This window comes from Sorangium sp. So ce327 (genome assembly GCF_051530205.1).
Classification (GTDB): Bacteria; Myxococcota_A; Polyangia; order Polyangiales; family Polyangiaceae; genus Sorangium; species Sorangium cellulosum_B.
In genome coordinates this window covers 9446338-9464344 of record NZ_CP150330.1, presented here as the reverse complement: position 1 = coordinate 9464344, position 18007 = coordinate 9446338, and the positions used below count along the sequence as shown (strand labels likewise).

Genomic DNA, 18007 nt, shown 5'->3' with positions numbered 1-18007 from the left:
TCTCGCCCGGGGTGCTCGTGACGATCTCGTCGCCCGCGCGTGCCCACGCCGCCGTTCCGCCGTTCCGGCAGGGTTCCGCCGCTCAGCCAGCCGTCGCGCCGTCGCGCCGTCGTTCCGCCGCCGTTCCGCCGCCGTGGGGACCTCCGGCGTCCCTTGGCGTGCTCCGGCGAGCGTCGGCGTCCCTGCCCTCGGCGCGGCCCCATTTTTCGAGCGACGGCGGCCGCGAGCGCCCCCGCGACGACGCGAGATCGCGGTCGATGCCGCCGGCGCAGGGACCGGGGCGGTGGAGGTCGGCGCTACCACCTCGGCCCTACCTGTCCTAGAACACGCGACGCACTCTCCTTGAAAGCGAGCTCTTCGATGAACCGCCTCCGCCTCGTCGCCCTCGTCCCGGCCGTCGCCCTGGTCGTGGCGGCCTGCGACGCGCCGCCCGCTCCCGCCGGCGCGGCGCCCGACGCCTCGCCCTCCGCCGCGCAGTCCCTGCCGGAGCCGGCCGCCGCGCCGCCGCAGCCGGCCGACGCGCCGCCGCAGGCAAGCGCCCCCGCGGCGGCCCCCGGCGCGGGCGCTCCGGCGGCGACGGACGCGGCGGTGCCGGCCGACGCGGGCGCGCCGGCGGAGGACGCGGGCCGGAAGCGCGAGGACGCGGGCGCCGCGACGGCGGCGCGCGACGCGGGGACGCCCGTCGGCGACGCGGCGGCGCGCGACGCGGGGACGCCCGTCGGCGACGCGGCGGCGCGCGACGCCGGCGGAGGGCGCGCCGAGGCGCCGGCGGCGACCTCCGCGCCCGCGCCCGGCACGGCGGCGCCGCCCGCGGTGCCGCCCGCCGCGGCGGGATCCGCGGACGCCGTCGCGGCCGAGGTCGACGCGATCTTCGTGGGCAAGAAGACGTACGTCGCCCGCTTCAAGCAGGAGCACACGCAGAAGGTCTCGGGGGCCGTCAAGAAGCAGAGCGGCGCGCTGTCGGTCCAGAAGCCGGACAGGATCTCGTTTCGCTACGATCCGCCGAACCAGAACCGCATCGTCTCCGACGGCGTGTCGCTCAAGGTCTACGTCGCCGAGGACCGGCAGATGTTCGTCACGCCGGTGCAGAACTCGGAGTATCCGGGCGCCCTCTCGTTCCTCATGGGCCACGGGCTCCGCCCGTCGTTCACGTTCACCTTCAACGAGAAGGCGAAGTTCGAGGGCGGCCCCGTGCTCGTCGGCAAGCCGCGCGCGCCGACTCCCCACTACGAAGTCGTGATGTTCTATATCGACAAGGCGCTCCTCGCGAAGAAGGACCCTGGCGTCGTGCGCCGCGTCCTCATCGTCGACGCGCAGGGCAACCGGAACCGGTTCGACTTCGAGAACGCGTCGCAGCCCGCGTCGATCGAGCCGGCGGAGTTCCAGTTCACGGCGCCGCCCGGCACCGACGTCAAGCAGAACTGATGACCCCGCGCCTCTCGCTCCCGGAGCTCTTTCCCGACATCCATCCGGCGTGGATCCTCGCCGAGGACGGCGATCTCATCGTCGTCGACAAGCCGGCTGGCCTGTCCACGCACGCGCCGGAGGCGGAGCGGATCGACGACATGGTGACGCGCCTCCGCGCCTTCCTCCGCGGCCGGGGCGACGCGGAGGCGTACCTCGGCATCCACCAGCGGCTCGATCGCGACACGTCGGGCGTCCTCCTGTTCACGCGGCGGCGCGAGGCGAACGCCGCCGTCGCGCGGCAGTTCGAGGGGCGCACGGTGCAGAAGACGTACGTCGCCGCGGTCTCCGGCTTCGGCGATCGCCCGCCGCGCGGCACCCTGCGGCACCGCCTCGTCCCGGCGCCGGGAGGTGCGATGCGCGCGCTCGCCGAGACCGGCGGGGCTCGAGAGGATCGGGCCGCGAAGCGGGAGGATCGGGCCGCGAAGCCGGAGGATCGGTCCGCGAGGCGGGAGGATCGGGCCGCGAGCGGCGTGCTGGCGATCACCCGCTACCGCCTCCTCGAGCGCCGCGGCGACCGCGCCCTGCTCGAGCTCCGGCCCGAGACAGGCCGCACGCATCAGCTCCGGGTGCAGCTCGCGGCGATCGGCCTCCCCATCGCCGGCGATCCGCTCTACGGCGGCCCCGAGGCCCCGCGCCTGCTCCTGCACGCCGCCGAGCTCCGCCTCGATCACCCGGCCACGGGCGCGGCCGCGACCTTCCGCTCGCAGCTGCCTGCAGTCTTCGAGGCGTGGCTCGCGGCCGCGCCGGCGGATCCGTACGCGGGCGGCGTCGCGGCCGTCGAGCGCGCCATGCGCGAGGCCGCCGAGCGGCGGTACGGGATCGCGCGCGCCGGCGACACGACGGCGCTCCGGCTCGTCCATGGCGCGGGTGACGGCCTCCCCTCCGTCTCCGTCGATCTGTACGGCGAGCACCTCGTCGTGTCGCTGTTCGGCGCGGGCGAGGGCGAGCCGGGCGCGCCGCCGCGGGACCTCGTGCTCGACGCGGCCCACCGGCTCGGGGCGAAGGGCGTCTACCTCAAGGCGCGCCCGAAGCACGCGAGCGTCATCGTCGACGCGCGGCGCGAGGAGTTCGCGCCGCGGCACGCCGTCCGGGGGGAGGACGCCCCGGAGGAGTTCACCGTCCTCGAGCACGGCTTGCCGTTCAAGGTGCGGCTCGGCGACGGGCTCTCGACCGGCATCTTCCTCGACCAGCGCGAGAACCGGCGGCGGGTGCGGGAGCTGGCCCGGGGGGCCCGGGTGCTGAACCTGTTCGCCTACACGGGGGCGTTCACCGTGGCGGCCGTGGCCGGCGGCGCGCGCGAGAGCGTGACGGTCGACGTGTCCCGGGGCGTCGTCGCCTGGGCGCGCGACAACCTCGCCGCGATCGGCGCGGACCCGGCGGCGCACGTCGTTGTCGAGGCCGACGTGTTCCCGTGGCTGAAGGCCGCCGCCCAGTCCGACCGGCGCTTCGACCTCGTCGTGCTCGATCCGCCGAGCTTCGCGACCACGAAGAAGAGCCGCTTCAGCGCTGCGAGCGATTTCGGCGCGCTCGCCGCGCTCGCCTTCCGCGTGCTCGCCCCGGGCGGCAGGCTGCTCGCCTGCACCAACCACCGCGGCATCGCGCGCGCCAGGTTCCGGCGTCATTTGCACGAGGCCGCGCGTGAAGCAGGATGCGACGTCGTGCAGATGAAAGATCTCCCCGATCCCGTCGATTTTCCCAGCGAACCAGGCGCGGAGCCCCACCTGAAGAGCGTCCTCGCCAGCGTGGGCGCGCCGTCCGCGAGGGCCCGAGAGGGCGCGCCGCCCGCGAGGGCAGGGAAGGCTGCGCCGCCAGCGAAGGCCGCGCCGTTCGCGAAGGCAGGGAAGGCCGCGCCGTTCGCGAAGGCCGCGCCGCCCGCGAGGGCAGCGAAGGCCCCGGCTGCCCGGGGCGCGCGCCGAGGGCCCGCCGCTCCGGCCCGGACGACCCGCCGAGGTGCGCGATGAGCCAGCGGCGCCTGCTCATCACGATCAGCTCGTACAGCTACCTCGAAGCTGCCTTCCTGGCCGCGGGCGACTTCGAGCGCGGCCTCGTCGAGCGCAAGAGCTTCCCCGACGGCGAGCGCTACCTGCGCGTCGCGGTCGACTGCTGGGGGCGCGACGTGGTCCTGCTCGGCGGCGCCCCCCGGGACCTCGACTGGCTGGAGATCTACGACCTCGGCTGCGCCATCTCGCGCGCAGGCGCGCGGTCGCTCTCCATCGTGATGCCTTATTTCGGCTACGCGACCATGGAGAGGGCCGTGAAGCCGGGCGAGGTGGTGACCGCGAAGACGCGGGCGCGGCTCATCTCGGCGATCCCCTCGTGCGACGCGGGCACGCGCATCTTCCTCTTCGATCTGCACACCGATGGCATCGAGTTCTACTTCAGCGACTCGCACGTGACGCGCCACCTCTACGGCGCTCCGCTCATCACGCAGGCGGTCCGCGATCTGATGGGCGATCGCCCGTACGTGCTGGCGGCGACGGACGCCGGTCGGGCCAAATGGGTGCAGAGCCTCGCCCGCGGCCTCGGCGTCGAGCCGGCGTTCGTGTACAAGGAGCGGAGAGGCGACGGCGTCGGCGTGACCGGCATCAACGCCGATGTCTCGGGCCGCGAGGTCGTCATCTACGATGACATGGTCCGCACCGGCTCATCGCTCGTCCAGGCGGGGCGCGCCTACCTCGCCGCCGGCGCGTCCAAGGTCCACGCCGTCGCGAGCCACCTCGTCTTGCCGGGCGACTCGCTCGAGAAGATCAGGAAGGCCTCCGTGTTCACGACGCTGCTCGGGACCGACTCGCACCCTGGCAGCCAGCAACTCGTCGACGCGCCCGGCGCCCTCCACTCGGTGGCGCCGCTGCTGGTGCGCGCGCTCGAGCGGGAGACCTAGAACACCTCCGGCGAGCTGCGATTCAGGCGGCGGACCTCGCCTTCAGCCAGGCATCGCGGCAAATGCCTACGTGAGGTTCGTGAGCGGCCCGGTGCAGTGCTCACGCGAGCCGAACGTGGTCCGGGTGTCGCCGAACAGGTTCAAGATCGAGACGAGCAGGTCGTTGTGCGGGAGGTTCGGGTACCGGACCCAGCGCCCGGTGCGCAGGCCCCCACCGCCGCCGGCCAGCAGGAACGGCATGTCCTTCTTGGCGTGGGTCGGCGGATCCGCGATCTCGGAGCCGAAGAAGACGACGCTCTCGTCGAGCAGCGAGTGCCCGCCCATGTCGACCTTGTCCATCTCCTGCAAGAGATAGAGGTGCTGCGCCGAGTACCAGGTGTAGATGAGCTCGCACTCGACCGGCCTGAAGCCGCCCATTTCCTGGTAGAAATGGTGGTGCTCGGTCAGGTTCAGCCACGGCAACGTGTACTTCGCCTCGGTGTCGCTCCACTGCAGGGTGCCGACCGCGGTGATGTCGCAGGCGAGCGCCATCACCAGCATGTCCGTCATCAGCTTGCCCACCTTGGGGATCGCCGCGTCGGTCGCGCTGTCCACGATGACGCCGGGGTCGTCCGCGTCCAGCCCCGCGCTCGGGTCGTAGTCGGACGTGTCGACCCTCATCGGGGCCCGGCAAGCGCTCGTCGTGGCCGGCGTGCTGCCGAGGCCCTGCTCGATCTCGCGGATCTTCGTCAGGTGCTCTTCGAGCTTCTGCTTGTCGGCCGCGCCGAGCCGCGCGGAGAGGGTGGTGTAGCGCCGGTCGAGGTAGTCGAGGATCGATCGCTTCCGCGCGAGGCGGAGGGCGGCGTCGTTGCTGGCGCCGGGGTCCAGCGTGCCGAAGAGCTCGGTGAAGATTTCCACCGGATCGAGGCGCGGCTGGATGGGGCTGTGCGGCGCGGTGTCCTCGAAGTTGGCGATGTTCATCGGCGACATCCGGCCGTGGGACTTGCCCGTCCCCCAGCGCACCGCGAGCTGTACGCTCGCCTTCGCCTTCTGACCGGCGGAGATCCGGGAGGCGATCACCTGATCGATGGACGGCCCCCTCGCGTAGCTGGTCGAGGTGGTCATCTGATCCGTGCCCGTGAGCCAGGCGATGATCCCGCACTGGTGCTGCTCCCCGCGCGCGCTCTTCATGTCGAGGCCGTCGACGACGAGCAGCCGGTCCTGCACCGGCGCGAGCGGCGCCAGGATGGGGCCCAGGGTGAAGCTCGTCTCGGTGCCGGTCGGACGCCAGCGGTCGATCAGGGTCCCGCCGGGCGTGTAGACGGCGAGGAAGCGCCGGGCGGGGGCGGGCTGCGCGTGCGCCGGGCGCTCGGGTCCCATGATCTCCAGCCACGGGAGCGCGACGGCGATGGCGCCGGCGCCTCGCAGCATGGCACGTCGGCTCAAGCGGAATTTCGACATACCCCTCGCCCCTTTCAAGCAACCATGTCGAGGAAACCGTCCGTCCGGGTGAGCTCGACGAGGAGCGCAGGTTCGTGACCGGAGGACCCGGACATCGTTCTCGCTCCTCGCCCGCACCGGGCACGCTGAAGCCCCATGATTCAACAACACCCTTTACGAAATGACCAGGGGGATTGTCGTGCGGGGCCCACCACGACGCGGCTCACCACGAGAGCACATGCCGCCGTGCGCTGGTGCGAGGGGCCACGTCGTCGAGCGCGGCGCGCGGCGCCGAATTCCCTTGCCGGCGCCGATCGGCGCGTGGATGCTCGCCCCGGATGCGCGGCTCGCGCAGAAAGGATGAGCGTCGAGGCCATGGACGAGCTGGTACGACAGGTCGCAGAGAAGGTTGGCATCTCGGAAGACAAGGCCCGCGTGGCCGTGGAGACGGTGGTCGGTTTCCTGAAAGAGAAGCTCCCCGCGCCGCTCGCCGCCCACGTCGAGACCGCGCTCGGCGCGGCGGCCCCCGCCATCGCCAACCTCGACGTCGGCGGCCTCGCAGGCTCGCTCGGCGGCCTTTTTGGCAAGAAGTAGCGGCATCTCCGCCGAGCGCGCCGCCGGAGCGCTCTCGACCGAAGTCCATCTCTCCTCTCCTGATCCTGACCTGGACGACGCCGCCTTTGCGCTTCGGGCGCTTCGGGTGGAGATGCGCTCATGTCCAGGACGTGCTCGCGCTTCGCTGCCTGGCGCGGCGTGAGCATGCGCCGATCGCGCCCCGGCACGTCACGGCTCCGTCCTGGTCCGGCGCGCGCTCGACCCAGCGCCGGGACCGCGGCCTCGATCTGGGTTGAGTCTTCGCATCCCCTCGGGCGCGGGTCCTGGAGCGGGCCGTCTCGGGCGCGGCGGCGGGCGACAAGCGTGGAGAACCGCAAGTTTCCTGGACGACGCGCGCGCAGCGATGGATAGCGGCTGCACAGGCGGGCTCCGGCACCGGGCTTGCGAGCATCGAAGGCCTGGAGAAGCACCCGCCCACCTCCCTCTTCACGCGGGCGGTCCGCTTCCGCGAGAGAGGAGCGATATTCCATGGCGTCCGTGATCGGCGGCGAAGCCGCGTTCATCGGGTCCTTGACCGAACTGATCGAGCTCAACTGGTCCACGGTGGACGCGCTCGCAGCAGCGCTCTCGCGGATGAGCCGACCAGGCGACAAGAGCCGGCTCGCGAGCTTCCTTCACGATCACGAGCGTCACCTCGAGGTGCTCGCCGCCTTGGCCCACGAGCTCGGCGAGCCGCCGGTGGAGAGCGCCGTCCGACCCAAGCTGAAGAGCAAGGCGCTGACGAACGGGATGGTCGGAGATCGCGCGATCCTCGAGGCGATGAGGCATTACGAGGAGGACAGCTGCGCTGCTTACGAGCGGATGATATCGTTCCGCGAAGGCCTCTCCGAGCGCGCGCGCGACGTCCTCCGGCACTCGCTCGCGGTGGAGCGGCGCCACCGGGACTGGTTCTCCGAGCAGCTCGACTCGCGACAAGGGCTTTTGCTGTTGCCGCTGTAGCGCGCCAGCGCCCTTTGGAAGACGCGGCTTTCTTCCATCGTCTCGTGTATCATCGCGGCGATGATTCGCCCTCTCGTGCTTGCATCCCTTGGCGTCGCCCTTCTCCTCCTCGGCTGCGACGAGCCCCAGAAGCCCGTTGCGGCAGCGGCCTCGGCCGCGCCTTCTGCTGCGAAGCCCGCCGACGCGCCTCCTGCCGCGAGCCCCGCGGCCACGGCGAGCGCGCCGCCGAAGAAGCAAGAAGTGGAGTGCACCAAGAGCGACCCGGTGACCTTCTCTCATCCGGCGCTCGAGGCCAAGGTGCGGCAGCAGCTCCAGAAGCCCGAGGGGCCGATCAAGCGCGCCGAGCTCAAGAACATCAAGACCATGAACCTGTCGGACGCCCAGGGGCTCGACGAGCTCGATCCGTGCCTCTTCCCCGAGCTCACGGGCGTCAAAGGGCTCTACCTGCCGCCGGGCAAGATCGACGACCTCCGCCCGATCAAGGGCCTGCTCCGGCTGGAGTCGCTGCGCGTCTCGGCGACCCTGGTCAAGGACCTCTCGCCGCTCTCCGGCCTGGTCAAGCTCGACCGGCTCGACATCGGCCGGACGCCGGTCGCCGACCTCTCGCCGCTCGCCGGCCTCGCCAGCCTCACCGAGCTCCAGCTCGACGAGACCGAGGTGACCGACGTGAGCCCGCTCGCCGGCCTGAAGAAGCTCGAGATGCTCCAGATGAAGCGGACGCGGGTGAGCGACGTGTCGCCGCTCCGCGAGCTCAAGAGCCTGAAGAACGTGTACCTCGAGGGCTCGCGGGTCGAGGACGCGAGCCCGCTCCGGTCGATCCCCGGGATCAAGATCCACGAAGGCTGAGGCGGCCGGCCTTCGCGCCGCCGCCTGCGCGTCGCGCCGAGCGCCGCCGCCTGCGGGCCGCGCCGAGCGCCGCCATCGCGAAGAGCCCGAGCTGCCAGCCCGCCCCAGCGGAGCCCGCGGCGCCCGCGCCGGCTGCGCCGCACTCGCAGCGCAGCTGCCCGTGAACGCCGATGTTCGCGCCGGGCGCGCCCTCCTCCACCTCTCCGGCGGCTGGAGCGCCCCCGGAGCCGGCCTCGCCGGCCCCGCCGGCCCCGCCGGCGCCCGCGCCGCCGCCTTCGCCCGGCAGCGGCGGCGCGTCGATGACGTGGAGCGCCGGCCCGGCGCCCTGCACCAGGAACGGGCGCGGCCGCAGCGCCGGCCCGAGCGGCAACGCGGCGAGCCTCGCTGCCGGCCACACGACGGCCTCGCCCGGATCGAGGTGCCACGCGGCAGCCGCCTCGGCATCCGGCACGGCCCGCCGCTCGGCGCCGTCGATCAGCCAGAGGGAGGCCACGCCGTCGTCGCCGCGCACGAGCAGCGGCGACGAGGGGAACGCGTCGCCCTCCGGCAGCGCCTGGAGCGCCGACTCCGGCACGACGGCGACGTCCCAGAACCGCGAGAACCCCCAGGCGTCCAGCGCGCCGTCGCCGCCGAGCGGTCGCCTCACGCCGGAGGGCAGATCGAGCGGGCACTCGAGGGACCTCGGGCTCCCCTCGAGCTCCACCTCCTCGCCGCTCAGCGCGTCGACGCCGTAGGCGTGGACCGCGTGGTCGCCCCCGAGCAGGCTGAGCGGCATCGGCGCCTCGAAGCCGTGCGCGCACGAGCCGAGCGGCTCGCAGAGGTCGTCGCGGCGCAGGTCCGCGGGGAAGCTGTAGCCCTCGGCGCCCGCCTCGGTCGCGGGGACGTCGAAGTAGAGCCGCGCGTCGCCCGGCGCGCTCTCCGCGTCCGGGTCGCGGGTCCATCCGGCGATACCGCTGCAGCCGGCGGCCTCGAGGGCGCCCTCGGGGGGCTCGTTGAGCAGCGCCTCGTACGAGGCGACGAGCGATGTGTAGGGCGGCACGTAGACCACGCCGACGCCGCTCACGGACTGCCGCACGTTGAAGTGCAGGTGAATGGTCGTCGGCGTGCTCCCGTAGACGTTGGACACCCGCCCGATGCGCTCTCCCCGCGAGACGTCCTGGCCGGGCGAGACCTGGACATCCGACATGTGCAGGTAGTCGTAGCGAGTCCCGTCCTCGCCGGTCAGGTAGACAGAGTAGCCGCCGACGCTCGTGATGGTGCCATCGACCACCGCGACGACCCAGTGTCTGCCCGCCTCGCACGTCCCCGGCCGGATGTCCTGCCCCTGGTGCCCTGTGCCGGAGGGGCAGAGAGGCATCTCCCACGAGCGCGACTCACAGTAGTTGTCGTGCCACGGATAGGCGTAGTTGTCCGTATCGCACTGTCCACCGGCCGGGCCCGCGCTCCCGCCTTTGCCGTAGACCTGGGAGTTGGCGAACGCCGGGCCCTCCTCGAGCGGAAAGCGCATGGAGGGCGCATACACGACGTCGTCGGCGCGCCCCTCTCCCGAGCCTGGAAGGAGCTCGCCGGCCGGACGGTACGAGAACGGATCGGCGGCGGCGGCGCGCGGCGGGAGCGCGAGCGTGGCTGTCGCGATCAGCGAGGCCAGCGCGGCGGGGCGGGGGCGCGGCGGGCGGAGCGGCGCGATCATCGCATGTCTCCCGCGGCCCTGGGCTCGTCGCCGCCCACATAGACGAGCTCCGAGGCGAGCTCGAGGACGAGCGCGTCCGAGGCGCAGGCCGGCGCCTCCGGGGAGGCGCACTCGACGTCGAGCGCGTACGAGACGCCGTTCTCGATCCACGACGCGCTCCAGATACCCTCGTTCGCCGTGACGAACGCCGGCGCGCCGCGCACGGCGCGGGGCCCCCGGAACGGTGGAATGCTTGGATATTTGTGCGCGAGGCGGGTCATCGTGAGCGAGACGGTGATCGCTTCCGTCTTTGCCCAGAACGAGGTCCAGTGCTCCCTCGCGACGAGGACCGGCGCCGCGAGGAGCTCGCGCCGCGACGGCACGAGCACCGGGACCCGCGAGGCCCTGGTGGCGTGGGCCGCGCTCTCCGGGAGCGCCGCGAGCGCGGTCCGGTCGACCGAGGCGGAAGGGGGCCAGGTGACGGCGGAGATCACCGGGGTCACCGCCGCGGACAGCGGCTGGGCGGCGGCCGGATCGGGCGGCGACTCGGCGGGAGGCGCGGCCTGGTCGCACGCGGCGACCGCGACAGAGAGGAGGATGGATACAGCAAGAGGCACGCCGCGCATGGCCCCTCCCGAGCGGGGGATCATCGATTCTAGTCGATAACCTGCATGCGTGGCCAGGGGATGGCGGCACGCGAACGCGACGTCGCTCGGGTGTGATCCGGACGACCAAACGCAGTGCGAGACGGTTTCATGCGCCAGCGTGTCAAGCGACGCCAGGGTCGATCTAGACTGCGGATGCCGCGCCGGGTGAGCCTTGGACGTACCCCCGGAACACGACCCGTTCTTCGGTGTCTGTGACGACCTCGTGCTGGCTCAGCGCTCGATGAGGCTGTATCGGTGAGCCCCCGCGATCCTGCTCAAACTTCGGATTCTTCCTGTGCTGGATGACGGGAGGATTCATGATACACGTAGGCACCCCTGCCCCGCCGGTCCTCGCGCCAGATGAACAACTGAGGCTTGAATGAGTCGCTCTGCCTCGATCGATATCCGCATTCCGGGACTCACGTCGAAATTCCAGGACGTCGTGGCCGCCTTGCTCGAAGCTGGTTGGTCCTACGATGATCATGGGCACATAAGCTACTTGCCGGCCGGAGATCGAGGGGATTTCGACTGGCAGTGGGCGCGGCTTGATCGCTGGTCGGATGTCCTTGCCGTGATCAAGCACAAGGAGGACGTGGGCGAGCTCGTGGGGGTCTCCTTGGTACACAAGGAGGCTGGTTCCGGCGGAGGACTCCTCCTGGATCCCAGCGACGACTGGCTGCTGCTCAGCCTCACCATCAACGTGCGCGACGTGCACGGGGTCCCTGGTATCGTCGATTTTACCTGGTATCTCGAGCGTCTCGTCCCTGCGATCTCGCGTGCGGGGCTCTTCATCGAGCAGGTGGAGTGCAGCCAGTTCTGACGCTGCAGCTCCAGCAGACTGCGCACGCCGGCGGGGGGGGTGATGCCGTGAGGCCCGGCAGAGAAGGACTCCGCCAGAGGAGGGGATGGCGGAGCACGGGATAGGGCCGCTTTCGGGCGGTCAGCGTGCGCAGGGCTGCGGCCCGGGCCGGCCACGCTCCTGACGAGCGCGGAGCCCGCCGTGGCTGCGTCAGAGCGTCGTCCCGCCCGCCGCCCGCGCGAGCGCCTGGTCGATGGCCCCCGGGCTGAACCCCACGAGGATCTGCCCCCGCACGTCGATGATCGGGATGCTGCCCCCGCGCTGGTGGCTCTTCGCGAGCTTGTCCTGCATCTCCGCGGCCGCGCCCGCGTCCTCCTCGATGTCCTTCACCACCGCGGCGATCCCCTTCGAGCGCAGGTAGTCCGCGGCCTGGTGGCACGGCTTGCACCACGAGGCGCCGTAGATGATCACCGTGACCCCCGCGAGGTGGCTCGGCGCGCCCGGCGCGCCGGCGCCCGCAGAGCCGCCGGGGCCCGGCACCGCGGGCGGCGGCGCCGTCTTCGCGATGTGCTCGGCGCGCCGCTTCTCCAGCAGCGACTCCCATTCCCTCCGCGGCATCGTCCGGACCGCATACGTGCCGTCCGGCCGCTTCTGCGTCAGATCCGCGACGTAGAAGGCGTCCCGCGTCCCCTCCGTCCGGTCCGAGAGCATGGCGCGCACGAGCGCGCGGCCCTCGGCCGGCACGTCGGCCGGGCGCAGCTCGACGTGCGTGTCGCCCTTCTCGTCGATCCACGTCAGCATCAGGTTCGCCGTGTCGTCGCGGAGCTCGAGCGGCGGCAGCTCGGCGACGGCCTGCGCGGGCGTGGTGCCGTCATCGCGCTTCTCCTTGCACGCCGGGCCGAGCGCCGCCGCCGTGGCGAGCGCGAGCAGCACCCCCGCGATCCGCGCCCCCCCGGCCCGCCGCTTCACGCCTCGCCTCCCGCCGTCGTCGCCGAGGCCCCGAGCTCCTCGCTGAGCGCCATCCACTCCGCCATCGCGGCGTCGACGCGCTTCGCGAGCGCCTGCTCCTCGCGCGCCGCCGCCGCGAGCTTCGCCCAGTCGCCGCCCGGGTCCTGCTTGAGCGCCTCGCGCATCTCCGCGAGCCGCGACTCGCCCGCCGCGATCTCCGCCTCCAGCTCCTTGACCCGCTTGCGCTTGCGCTCCGTCGCCCGCGCCGCCGCCTTGTCGCTCTCGAACGCCCGCCGCCGCGCCGCCGCGTCGCCCGCGCCCGCGTCGTCCGGCGGCGGCATCGTCGCGCCGCTCCGCCGCACCGCGCGCCCAGACGCCTTCGCGCCCCGGTCCGCCGCCTCCGCCTTCGGCTCCTCGCGCGGCGGCGGCGCGCTCGCCGCCTTCCGCGCTCCCCGCGCGCCCTTCGCCCTCTCGCCCTCCTCGCGCGCGCGCTCCGCCTCCTCCGCCTCGGCCGCGAGCTTCTCGAGGTTGTCGCGGTAGTCGCGGAAGCCGCCGGGGTAGATGTCCACGCGCCCCTCGCGCACCGCGACGATACGCGTCGTCACCGCCTCCAGGAACCTGCGGTCGTGCGAGACGAGCAGCACCGTGCCCTCGAAGCCCGCGAGCGCCTCCTCGAGGATCTCTGCGGCGGGGATGTCGAGGTGGTTCGTCGGCTCGTCGAGGAAGAGCAGGTTGCGCGGCTCGAGGAGCAGCTTGCCGAGCGCGAGCCGGCTCCGCTCGCCGCCGGAGAAGCCCTGCACCTTCCGGAGCGCGTCGTCCCCGTAGAAGCGGAAGCGCGACAGGTACTGGCGTGTCGCGTCGACGTTCATGTCGGCGCGCACGCTGCGGATCTCCTCGACCGCGGTCCTCGACGGGTCGAGCGAGCCGAGGTGCTGGTCGAAGTAGCCCTGGCAGAGGTTCGTCCCGCGCCGCACGTCGCCCGCGTCCTCGGGCGCTCCCGCGCCGGCGAGCAGCTTGAGCAGCGTCGACTTGCCCGTCCCGTTGGGCCCCACGATGCCGACGCGGTCGCCGCGCCGCAGGAGGAGGTCCACCCCGGAGAAGAGCGTGCGCCCGCCGCGCGAGGCGCCGAGCCCGCGCGCGTCGAGCACGATGTCCCCGCTGCGCGGCGCCGGCGCGAACCGGAACCGGACCTTCTCGGCGGTCGCCCACACGTCCTCGGGCCGGTCGATCGTCTCGAGCTTGTCGAGCATCTTGCGCCGGCTCTGCGCCTGCTTCGTCTTCTGGCCGGCGATGTTGCGCCGGATGAAGTCCTCGGTCTTGGCGACGAACGCCTCTTGCCGCTCGGCGAGCTCCCGCTCCCGGGCGAGGTCCTCCTCGCGGGCGACGGCGTAGTCGCTGTACCTGAGCGGGTAGGCGCGGAAGCTGCGCTGCCCGAGCTCGAACGTGTGCGGGCAGACGGCGTCGAGGAACGCGCGGTCGTGCGAGACGCAGAGGAGCGCGCCGCCGAGGCCCGCGAGGTGCTTCTCGAGCCAGGTGATGGTCTCGATGTCGAGGTGGTTCGTCGGCTCGTCGAGCAGCAAGAGATCGGGCTCGATGGCGAGCACCACGCCGAGCTGCAGGCGCCCGCGCTCGCCGCCGGACAGGCTCGAGACGGGACGATCCATGTCGGCGGGCGAGAACCCGAGGTGGGCCGCGATGATCTCCACGCGGCGCTCGAGATCGTCGCCGCCGGCGATGTGGTAGCGGTCGGTGAGATCGCTGAGGCGGGCGAGATCGGCCTCGCTGCCGCTGGCGGCCGCGTGCTGCGCCGCCGTGAGGGCGTGGCGCAGCTCGAGCACCTCCGAGAACCCGGAGAGGAAGGCCTCGAGCACCGTGCCCTGGGCCGCGAGCTCGTGCGACTGCCGGAAGTACGCGAACCGGATCCCCTTGCGGATCACGACCGAGCCCGTGTCGGGGGTGAGCTCGCGGGCGACGAGGCGGAGCAGCGTCGATTTGCCCGCGCCGTTCGGGGCGACGAGCGCGGCGCGCTGGCCTTGCTCCAGGGAGAAGGTGATGCCCTGGAAGAGCCTGTCCGCGCCGTAACCGAAGCTGAGGTCGGCGACCTGGAGGACCGTCATTGCGGCCGAGTTCTAGCATGTGTCCGGCGCGCGCAAGGGCGCTCGGGGCGCGGGGCCCACATCGCGCGGCCCACATCGCGTGGACAGCGTGGATGACCGTGAGCGCTCGCCGCGCGGTCGATGAAGAAGAGGCGGGGCGCGCCTCGCCCGCCCGGGCGAGCGAGGCGCTCGGGCTCAGCCCTCGGCCATGACCGCCTTCACGGCCGGGCGCTCCATGATGCGGCCGAGCCATCCCTTCAAGCTCTTCAGCTCGGAGATGTCGATCTTGCCCGCCTGAAGGCCCCAGCCGAGCACGGACGCGAGGTCGAGATCCACCAGGGTACAGCGCTCGCCGGTGAGGTACTGGCGGCCGTCGAGGCGGCCGTCGAGGATGCGGAGCAGGCTGCGCGTCTCGGTCAGCGCCGCCTCGGCCTGCTTCGCGTCTTGCTGCTCCTTGGGGAACCAGTCGCTCGTGTTCTTGATGTAGCGGAACAGGGCGCTGGTCAGGTTGACCTGGCCCCAGACGAGCCACGTCAGGGCCGTCAGCTGCTCGGGCGAGCCGGGGGCCGGCCACAGGCCCTTCTCGACGCCGTAGCGCTCGCCGAGGGCGATCTGGATCGCCACCGACTCGAACATCGGGGTGCCGTCGACCACGAGGGTCGGCACCTGGCCATTGGGGTTGAGGGCGAGGAACTCCGGCTTCCTCTGGTCGCCGGCGCGCAGATCGACCCGGACGGCCTCGTGGGGGACACCGAGCTCGGCGAGCGTCAGACGGATGCGCCCAGCGCTCGATTGGGGGGAGTAATAGAACGTGATGGTCATGGTTCGCCTCCGGCGCCCCTTGTAGTGGATCCGATTCGCCGCCGTCACGCTCATCGTGCATGGGACCGCCAAGTTTCCTCGGGGCCCCGTCGAAACAGCGATGTTCCCACTTTGTCATGGGGAGCAAGAAATCGACAGAATCGCGCGGGGGACGCCCAGGCGTCGATGGGCGTGAAGCGTGAAGCGTAAAGAGGACAGTCGTCGGGACGACACGACCGCTTCTCCTCTCCGGCGGTCGTCACGGTCTCACCACGCCCTCTCCGCGCAGCGCAAGCCTCGAATGATCCCACCTGATCCCGGCGCGGCGACATCGTGCCAGTCCTCCGCAGCAGCGCATCCTCGCGATGGTGCCGTATCCTGCTGTATCCGAGCAGATCTTTCCTGTTGTGGACGAAGAGGGGAGCGCGCCTCGCGCCCGCGGCACTGTCCTTGCCCGCAGCGGGGGCGCCGCGCTCCGCGCACCGGAGCCGCGCTCTGGAAGGGAAACACGATGCGCAAAATGCTTCTTCACTTTCACGTCGTTCCGATCCTCCTCGCCCTCGCCGGCGGCTGCTCCGGCGAGAGCAGCCAGCAGACCGACACCGGCGGCACGCAGACCGGCGGCACGCAGACCGGCGGTACGCAGTCGGAGCAGCCGCCGGGGCCGCTCGGGCCCGAGCAGCAGGCGGAGCTCAGCGCGCTGCTCGACGAGCAGGAGTCCTCGGCGAACATGACCGCCGAGGACTTCGCCTCGAGGTACGCCGTCCCCTTCGCCACGGGCCTGCCCTACGCGCCTGCGGACGCCGAGGGCCTCTCGCTCGTCCAGGGCACCTCCCTCGCCCTCGACGAGGACGAGCTCGCGAAGCTCTCCGAGAGCGGCTTCGTCATCTCGGAGAAAAAGGCCTTTCCGACCTTCGTTTACGGCTACGCGAGCATCTATGCGCTCGATCTGCCGCTCTACGTGTCCGCCGACTCCATCCTGTACGCGGTCCACCGCTCGTACGACGCGATCCTGAAGGGCGTGGAGCTCGCCGCGCTCGCGCCGGAGCTCGGGGCGATGCTCGAGGAGATGCGCGCGCGGCTCGCCGCGGGCGCCGGCGGCGAGCTCGGCGCCGAGGCGCGCGCCGACGCGGACCTCTTCACCGCCGTGGCGCTCTCGCTGCTGAGCGACGCGCCCGTCGCGCCCGTGGCGGGCGCCGACGCCGCGAAGATCGACGAGCTCGTCGCGGGCGCCAAGGCCCACCAGGGCGCGGGCAAGGTGCGCCTCTTCGGCTCCGATCGGATCATGGACTTCTCGCAGTTCGAGCCCCGCGGCCACTACACCGACTCGCCGGAGCTCCAGCGCTACTTCCGCAGCATGATGTGGCTCGGCCGCGTCGACTTCCGCTTCCTCGAGACCCAGCAGGACGGCACGCAGGTCCTGCAGCGGCGGCAGCTCGAGGGCGCCTATGTGCTGCGCGCCCTCGCCGACGAGGGCACCCTCGCCCGGTACACGCGCATCGACGACACGGTCCAGACCTTCGTCGGCGAGAGCGACTACATGACGCTCCCCGAGCTCGACGTCCTGCTCAAGGACCTCGGCCTCGCCGGCGCCGCCGGCCTCGCCGGGCTCCCGGACGAGCAGATCATCGACGTCGTGGTGAAGAAGGGCCACGGGACGCAGCGGATCTCGAGCCACATCATGATCAACGGCCTCGGCAAGGGCACGATGCCGCTCTCGTCGAGCTTCGCGCTGCTCGGCCAGCGGTACGTCGTCGACTCGCACGTCTTCTCGAACGTGGTCTACGACCGGGTGATGGGCGGCGCCGTCAAGCGCATGATGCCGAGCCCGCTCGACGTGGGCTTCGCCGCGCTCGGCAACGATCAGGCGGGTCAGCTGCTCGCGCCCGAGCTCGGGAAGTTCCCCTACGCGCCGGACCTGCACATGATGCGCGTGCTCGTCGACGCGCACCCCGGCGACTTCTGGAGCAAGAACCTCTACAACCACTGGCTCGGCGCGCTGCGGGAGCTGTCGCCGGCGAAGGCGCTCGCCGACATGACCGGGCTGCCCGGGGTGGCGAAGACCGAGGCGTGGGGCCGGCGCCTCCTGAACACCCAGCTCGCCTCGTGGGCCGAGCTCCGGCACGACACGCTGCTCTACGCCAAGCAGTCGTACACGAGCGGCGCCACGTGCGAGTTCCCGGACGCCTACGTCGACCCGTACCCGGCGTTCTTCGCGCGCATCGCCGAGCTGGCGGAGCAAGGCAGCCGCGCCGTCGAGGCGCTCGATCTGTCGGGCGCGCCGTTGCTGCTGGCGCAGCGGGTGCCGGCGTACTTCGCGAAGCTGCAGAGCGTCGCGCGGACGCTCGGCGAGATGGCCGAGAACGAGCGCGCCGGGGTGCCCCTCACCCAGGAGCACCTCGATTTCATCAACCAGGCCGTCCGGATCCAGACCGGCTGCGGCTCGGACGAGGGGGCGGTGGGCTGGTACGCCGAGCTCTTCTTCGACGTCTTCCAGACCGTGGCCGAGGATCCGACGATCGCCGACGTGCACACGCAGCCGACCGACGAGGGCGGGGCGCCGGTCGGGCGCGTGCTGCACGTGGGCACCGGCCGGCCGCGGCTCATGGTCGTCACCGCCGATCCGTGCGGCACGCCGCGCGCCTTCGTGGGGCTCGCCTCCTCGTACTTCGAGAAGATCACCGAGGACTTCGAGCGCATGACCGACGAGGAGTGGGCCGGCGAGCTCCACGAGGCGACGCCTGACGACGTCGCCTGGATGAAGGACCTCGTCTCCCGCTGAGCCAGCTCGGGGAAGCGCGCCGGAACGATTCCACTTCGGTGGAATTGTGTCGAGTTGTGCCGGCGCGTCAGGGTGATCATGGTTTGTCTGCCCGCTCG

Annotated in this window: 14 protein-coding genes; 8 read left to right on the top strand and 6 right to left on the bottom strand. The window is 72.0% G+C overall.

What is annotated here, in order from left to right:
* Nucleotides 1–360 precede the first annotated feature (360 nt).
* From WME95_RS35465 to prs, 3 genes are read left to right on the top strand one after another with little or no spacing between them, the layout of a single operon-like run.
* Entirely contained in the window at nt 361–1425 is a 1065-nt protein-coding gene (locus WME95_RS35465; RefSeq protein ID WP_437903753.1) for a LolA family protein, read from the top strand.
* Nucleotides 1425–3428, top strand: a complete 2004-nt coding sequence (locus tag WME95_RS35460; protein WP_437903752.1) for a class I SAM-dependent methyltransferase — start codon at nt 1425–1427, stop codon at nt 3426–3428. The genes WME95_RS35465 and WME95_RS35460 overlap by 1 nt, the downstream gene beginning before the upstream one ends.
* On the top strand, nt 3425–4348 hold the full coding sequence (gene prs, locus WME95_RS35455) for a ribose-phosphate diphosphokinase (RefSeq protein ID WP_437543986.1): 924 nt from the start codon (nt 3425–3427) through the stop codon (nt 4346–4348). The genes WME95_RS35460 and prs overlap by 4 nt, the downstream gene beginning before the upstream one ends.
* 66 nt (nt 4349–4414) lie before the next feature.
* Here prs and WME95_RS35450 read toward each other — a convergent pair whose 3' ends face one another.
* Nucleotides 4415–5758 (bottom strand): DUF1552 domain-containing protein, encoded by a 1344-nt coding sequence (locus WME95_RS35450; RefSeq protein ID WP_437903751.1) that lies wholly within the window; start codon nt 5756–5758, stop codon nt 4415–4417.
* Between the two features lie 384 nt (nt 5759–6142).
* Between WME95_RS35450 and WME95_RS35445 the strand changes: the two genes are divergently transcribed.
* The 3 genes from WME95_RS35445 (at nt 6143) to WME95_RS35435 (ending at nt 8167) form a co-directional block, all read left to right on the top strand.
* Nucleotides 6143–6361, top strand: coding sequence for a hypothetical protein (locus tag WME95_RS35445; RefSeq protein WP_437543984.1), 219 nt, complete (start codon nt 6143–6145; stop codon nt 6359–6361).
* A gap of 489 nt (nt 6362–6850) precedes the next feature.
* Complete coding sequence (locus WME95_RS35440; RefSeq protein ID WP_437324392.1) at nt 6851–7321, top strand: ferritin-like domain-containing protein; 471 nt, start codon at nt 6851–6853, stop codon at nt 7319–7321.
* 75 nt (nt 7322–7396) lie between these two features.
* Nucleotides 7397–8167: a leucine-rich repeat domain-containing protein gene (locus WME95_RS35435; RefSeq protein ID WP_437903750.1), complete on the top strand. Its 771-nt coding sequence runs from the start codon at nt 7397–7399 to the stop codon at nt 8165–8167.
* Here the strand turns inward: WME95_RS35435 and WME95_RS35430 are convergent.
* Entirely contained in the window at nt 8148–9857 is a 1710-nt protein-coding gene (locus WME95_RS35430; protein ID WP_437903749.1) for a M23 family metallopeptidase, read from the bottom strand. The two genes, WME95_RS35435 and WME95_RS35430, sit on opposite strands and share 20 nt — an antisense overlap.
* Nucleotides 9854–10486 (bottom strand): hypothetical protein, encoded by a 633-nt coding sequence (locus tag WME95_RS35425; RefSeq protein WP_437903748.1) that lies wholly within the window; start codon nt 10484–10486, stop codon nt 9854–9856. Before WME95_RS35425 ends, WME95_RS35430 begins: the two co-directional genes overlap by 4 nt.
* A 376-nt stretch (nt 10487–10862) precedes the next feature.
* On the opposite strand from WME95_RS35425, the gene WME95_RS35420 reads away from it, so the two are divergent.
* Entirely contained in the window at nt 10863–11303 is a 441-nt protein-coding gene (locus tag WME95_RS35420) for a hypothetical protein (protein WP_437903747.1), read from the top strand.
* 189 nt (nt 11304–11492) lie between these two features.
* Here WME95_RS35420 and WME95_RS35415 read toward each other — a convergent pair whose 3' ends face one another.
* The 3 genes from WME95_RS35415 to WME95_RS35405 all read right to left on the bottom strand — a co-directional run bounded on the left by WME95_RS35415 (nt 11493) and on the right by WME95_RS35405 (nt 15148).
* Nucleotides 11493–12251 carry a glutaredoxin domain-containing protein gene (locus WME95_RS35415; RefSeq protein WP_437903746.1) on the bottom strand — a complete coding sequence of 253 codons (759 nt, stop codon included), beginning with the start codon at nt 12249–12251 and terminating at the stop codon, nt 11493–11495.
* Nucleotides 12248–14347 (bottom strand): ABC-F family ATP-binding cassette domain-containing protein, encoded by a 2100-nt coding sequence (locus WME95_RS35410; protein WP_437903745.1) that lies wholly within the window; start codon nt 14345–14347, stop codon nt 12248–12250. Before WME95_RS35410 ends, WME95_RS35415 begins: the two co-directional genes overlap by 4 nt.
* A 174-nt stretch (nt 14348–14521) precedes the next feature.
* Nucleotides 14522–15148, bottom strand: coding sequence for a glutathione S-transferase family protein (locus WME95_RS35405; RefSeq protein WP_437903744.1), 627 nt, complete (start codon nt 15146–15148; stop codon nt 14522–14524).
* 490 nt (nt 15149–15638) lie between these two features.
* Here WME95_RS35405 and WME95_RS35400 point away from each other — a divergent pair, with 490 nt between their 5' ends.
* Nucleotides 15639–17909, top strand: coding sequence for a DUF3160 domain-containing protein (locus WME95_RS35400; protein ID WP_437903743.1), 2271 nt, complete (start codon nt 15639–15641; stop codon nt 17907–17909).
* Nucleotides 17910–18007: the final 98 nt, after the last annotated feature.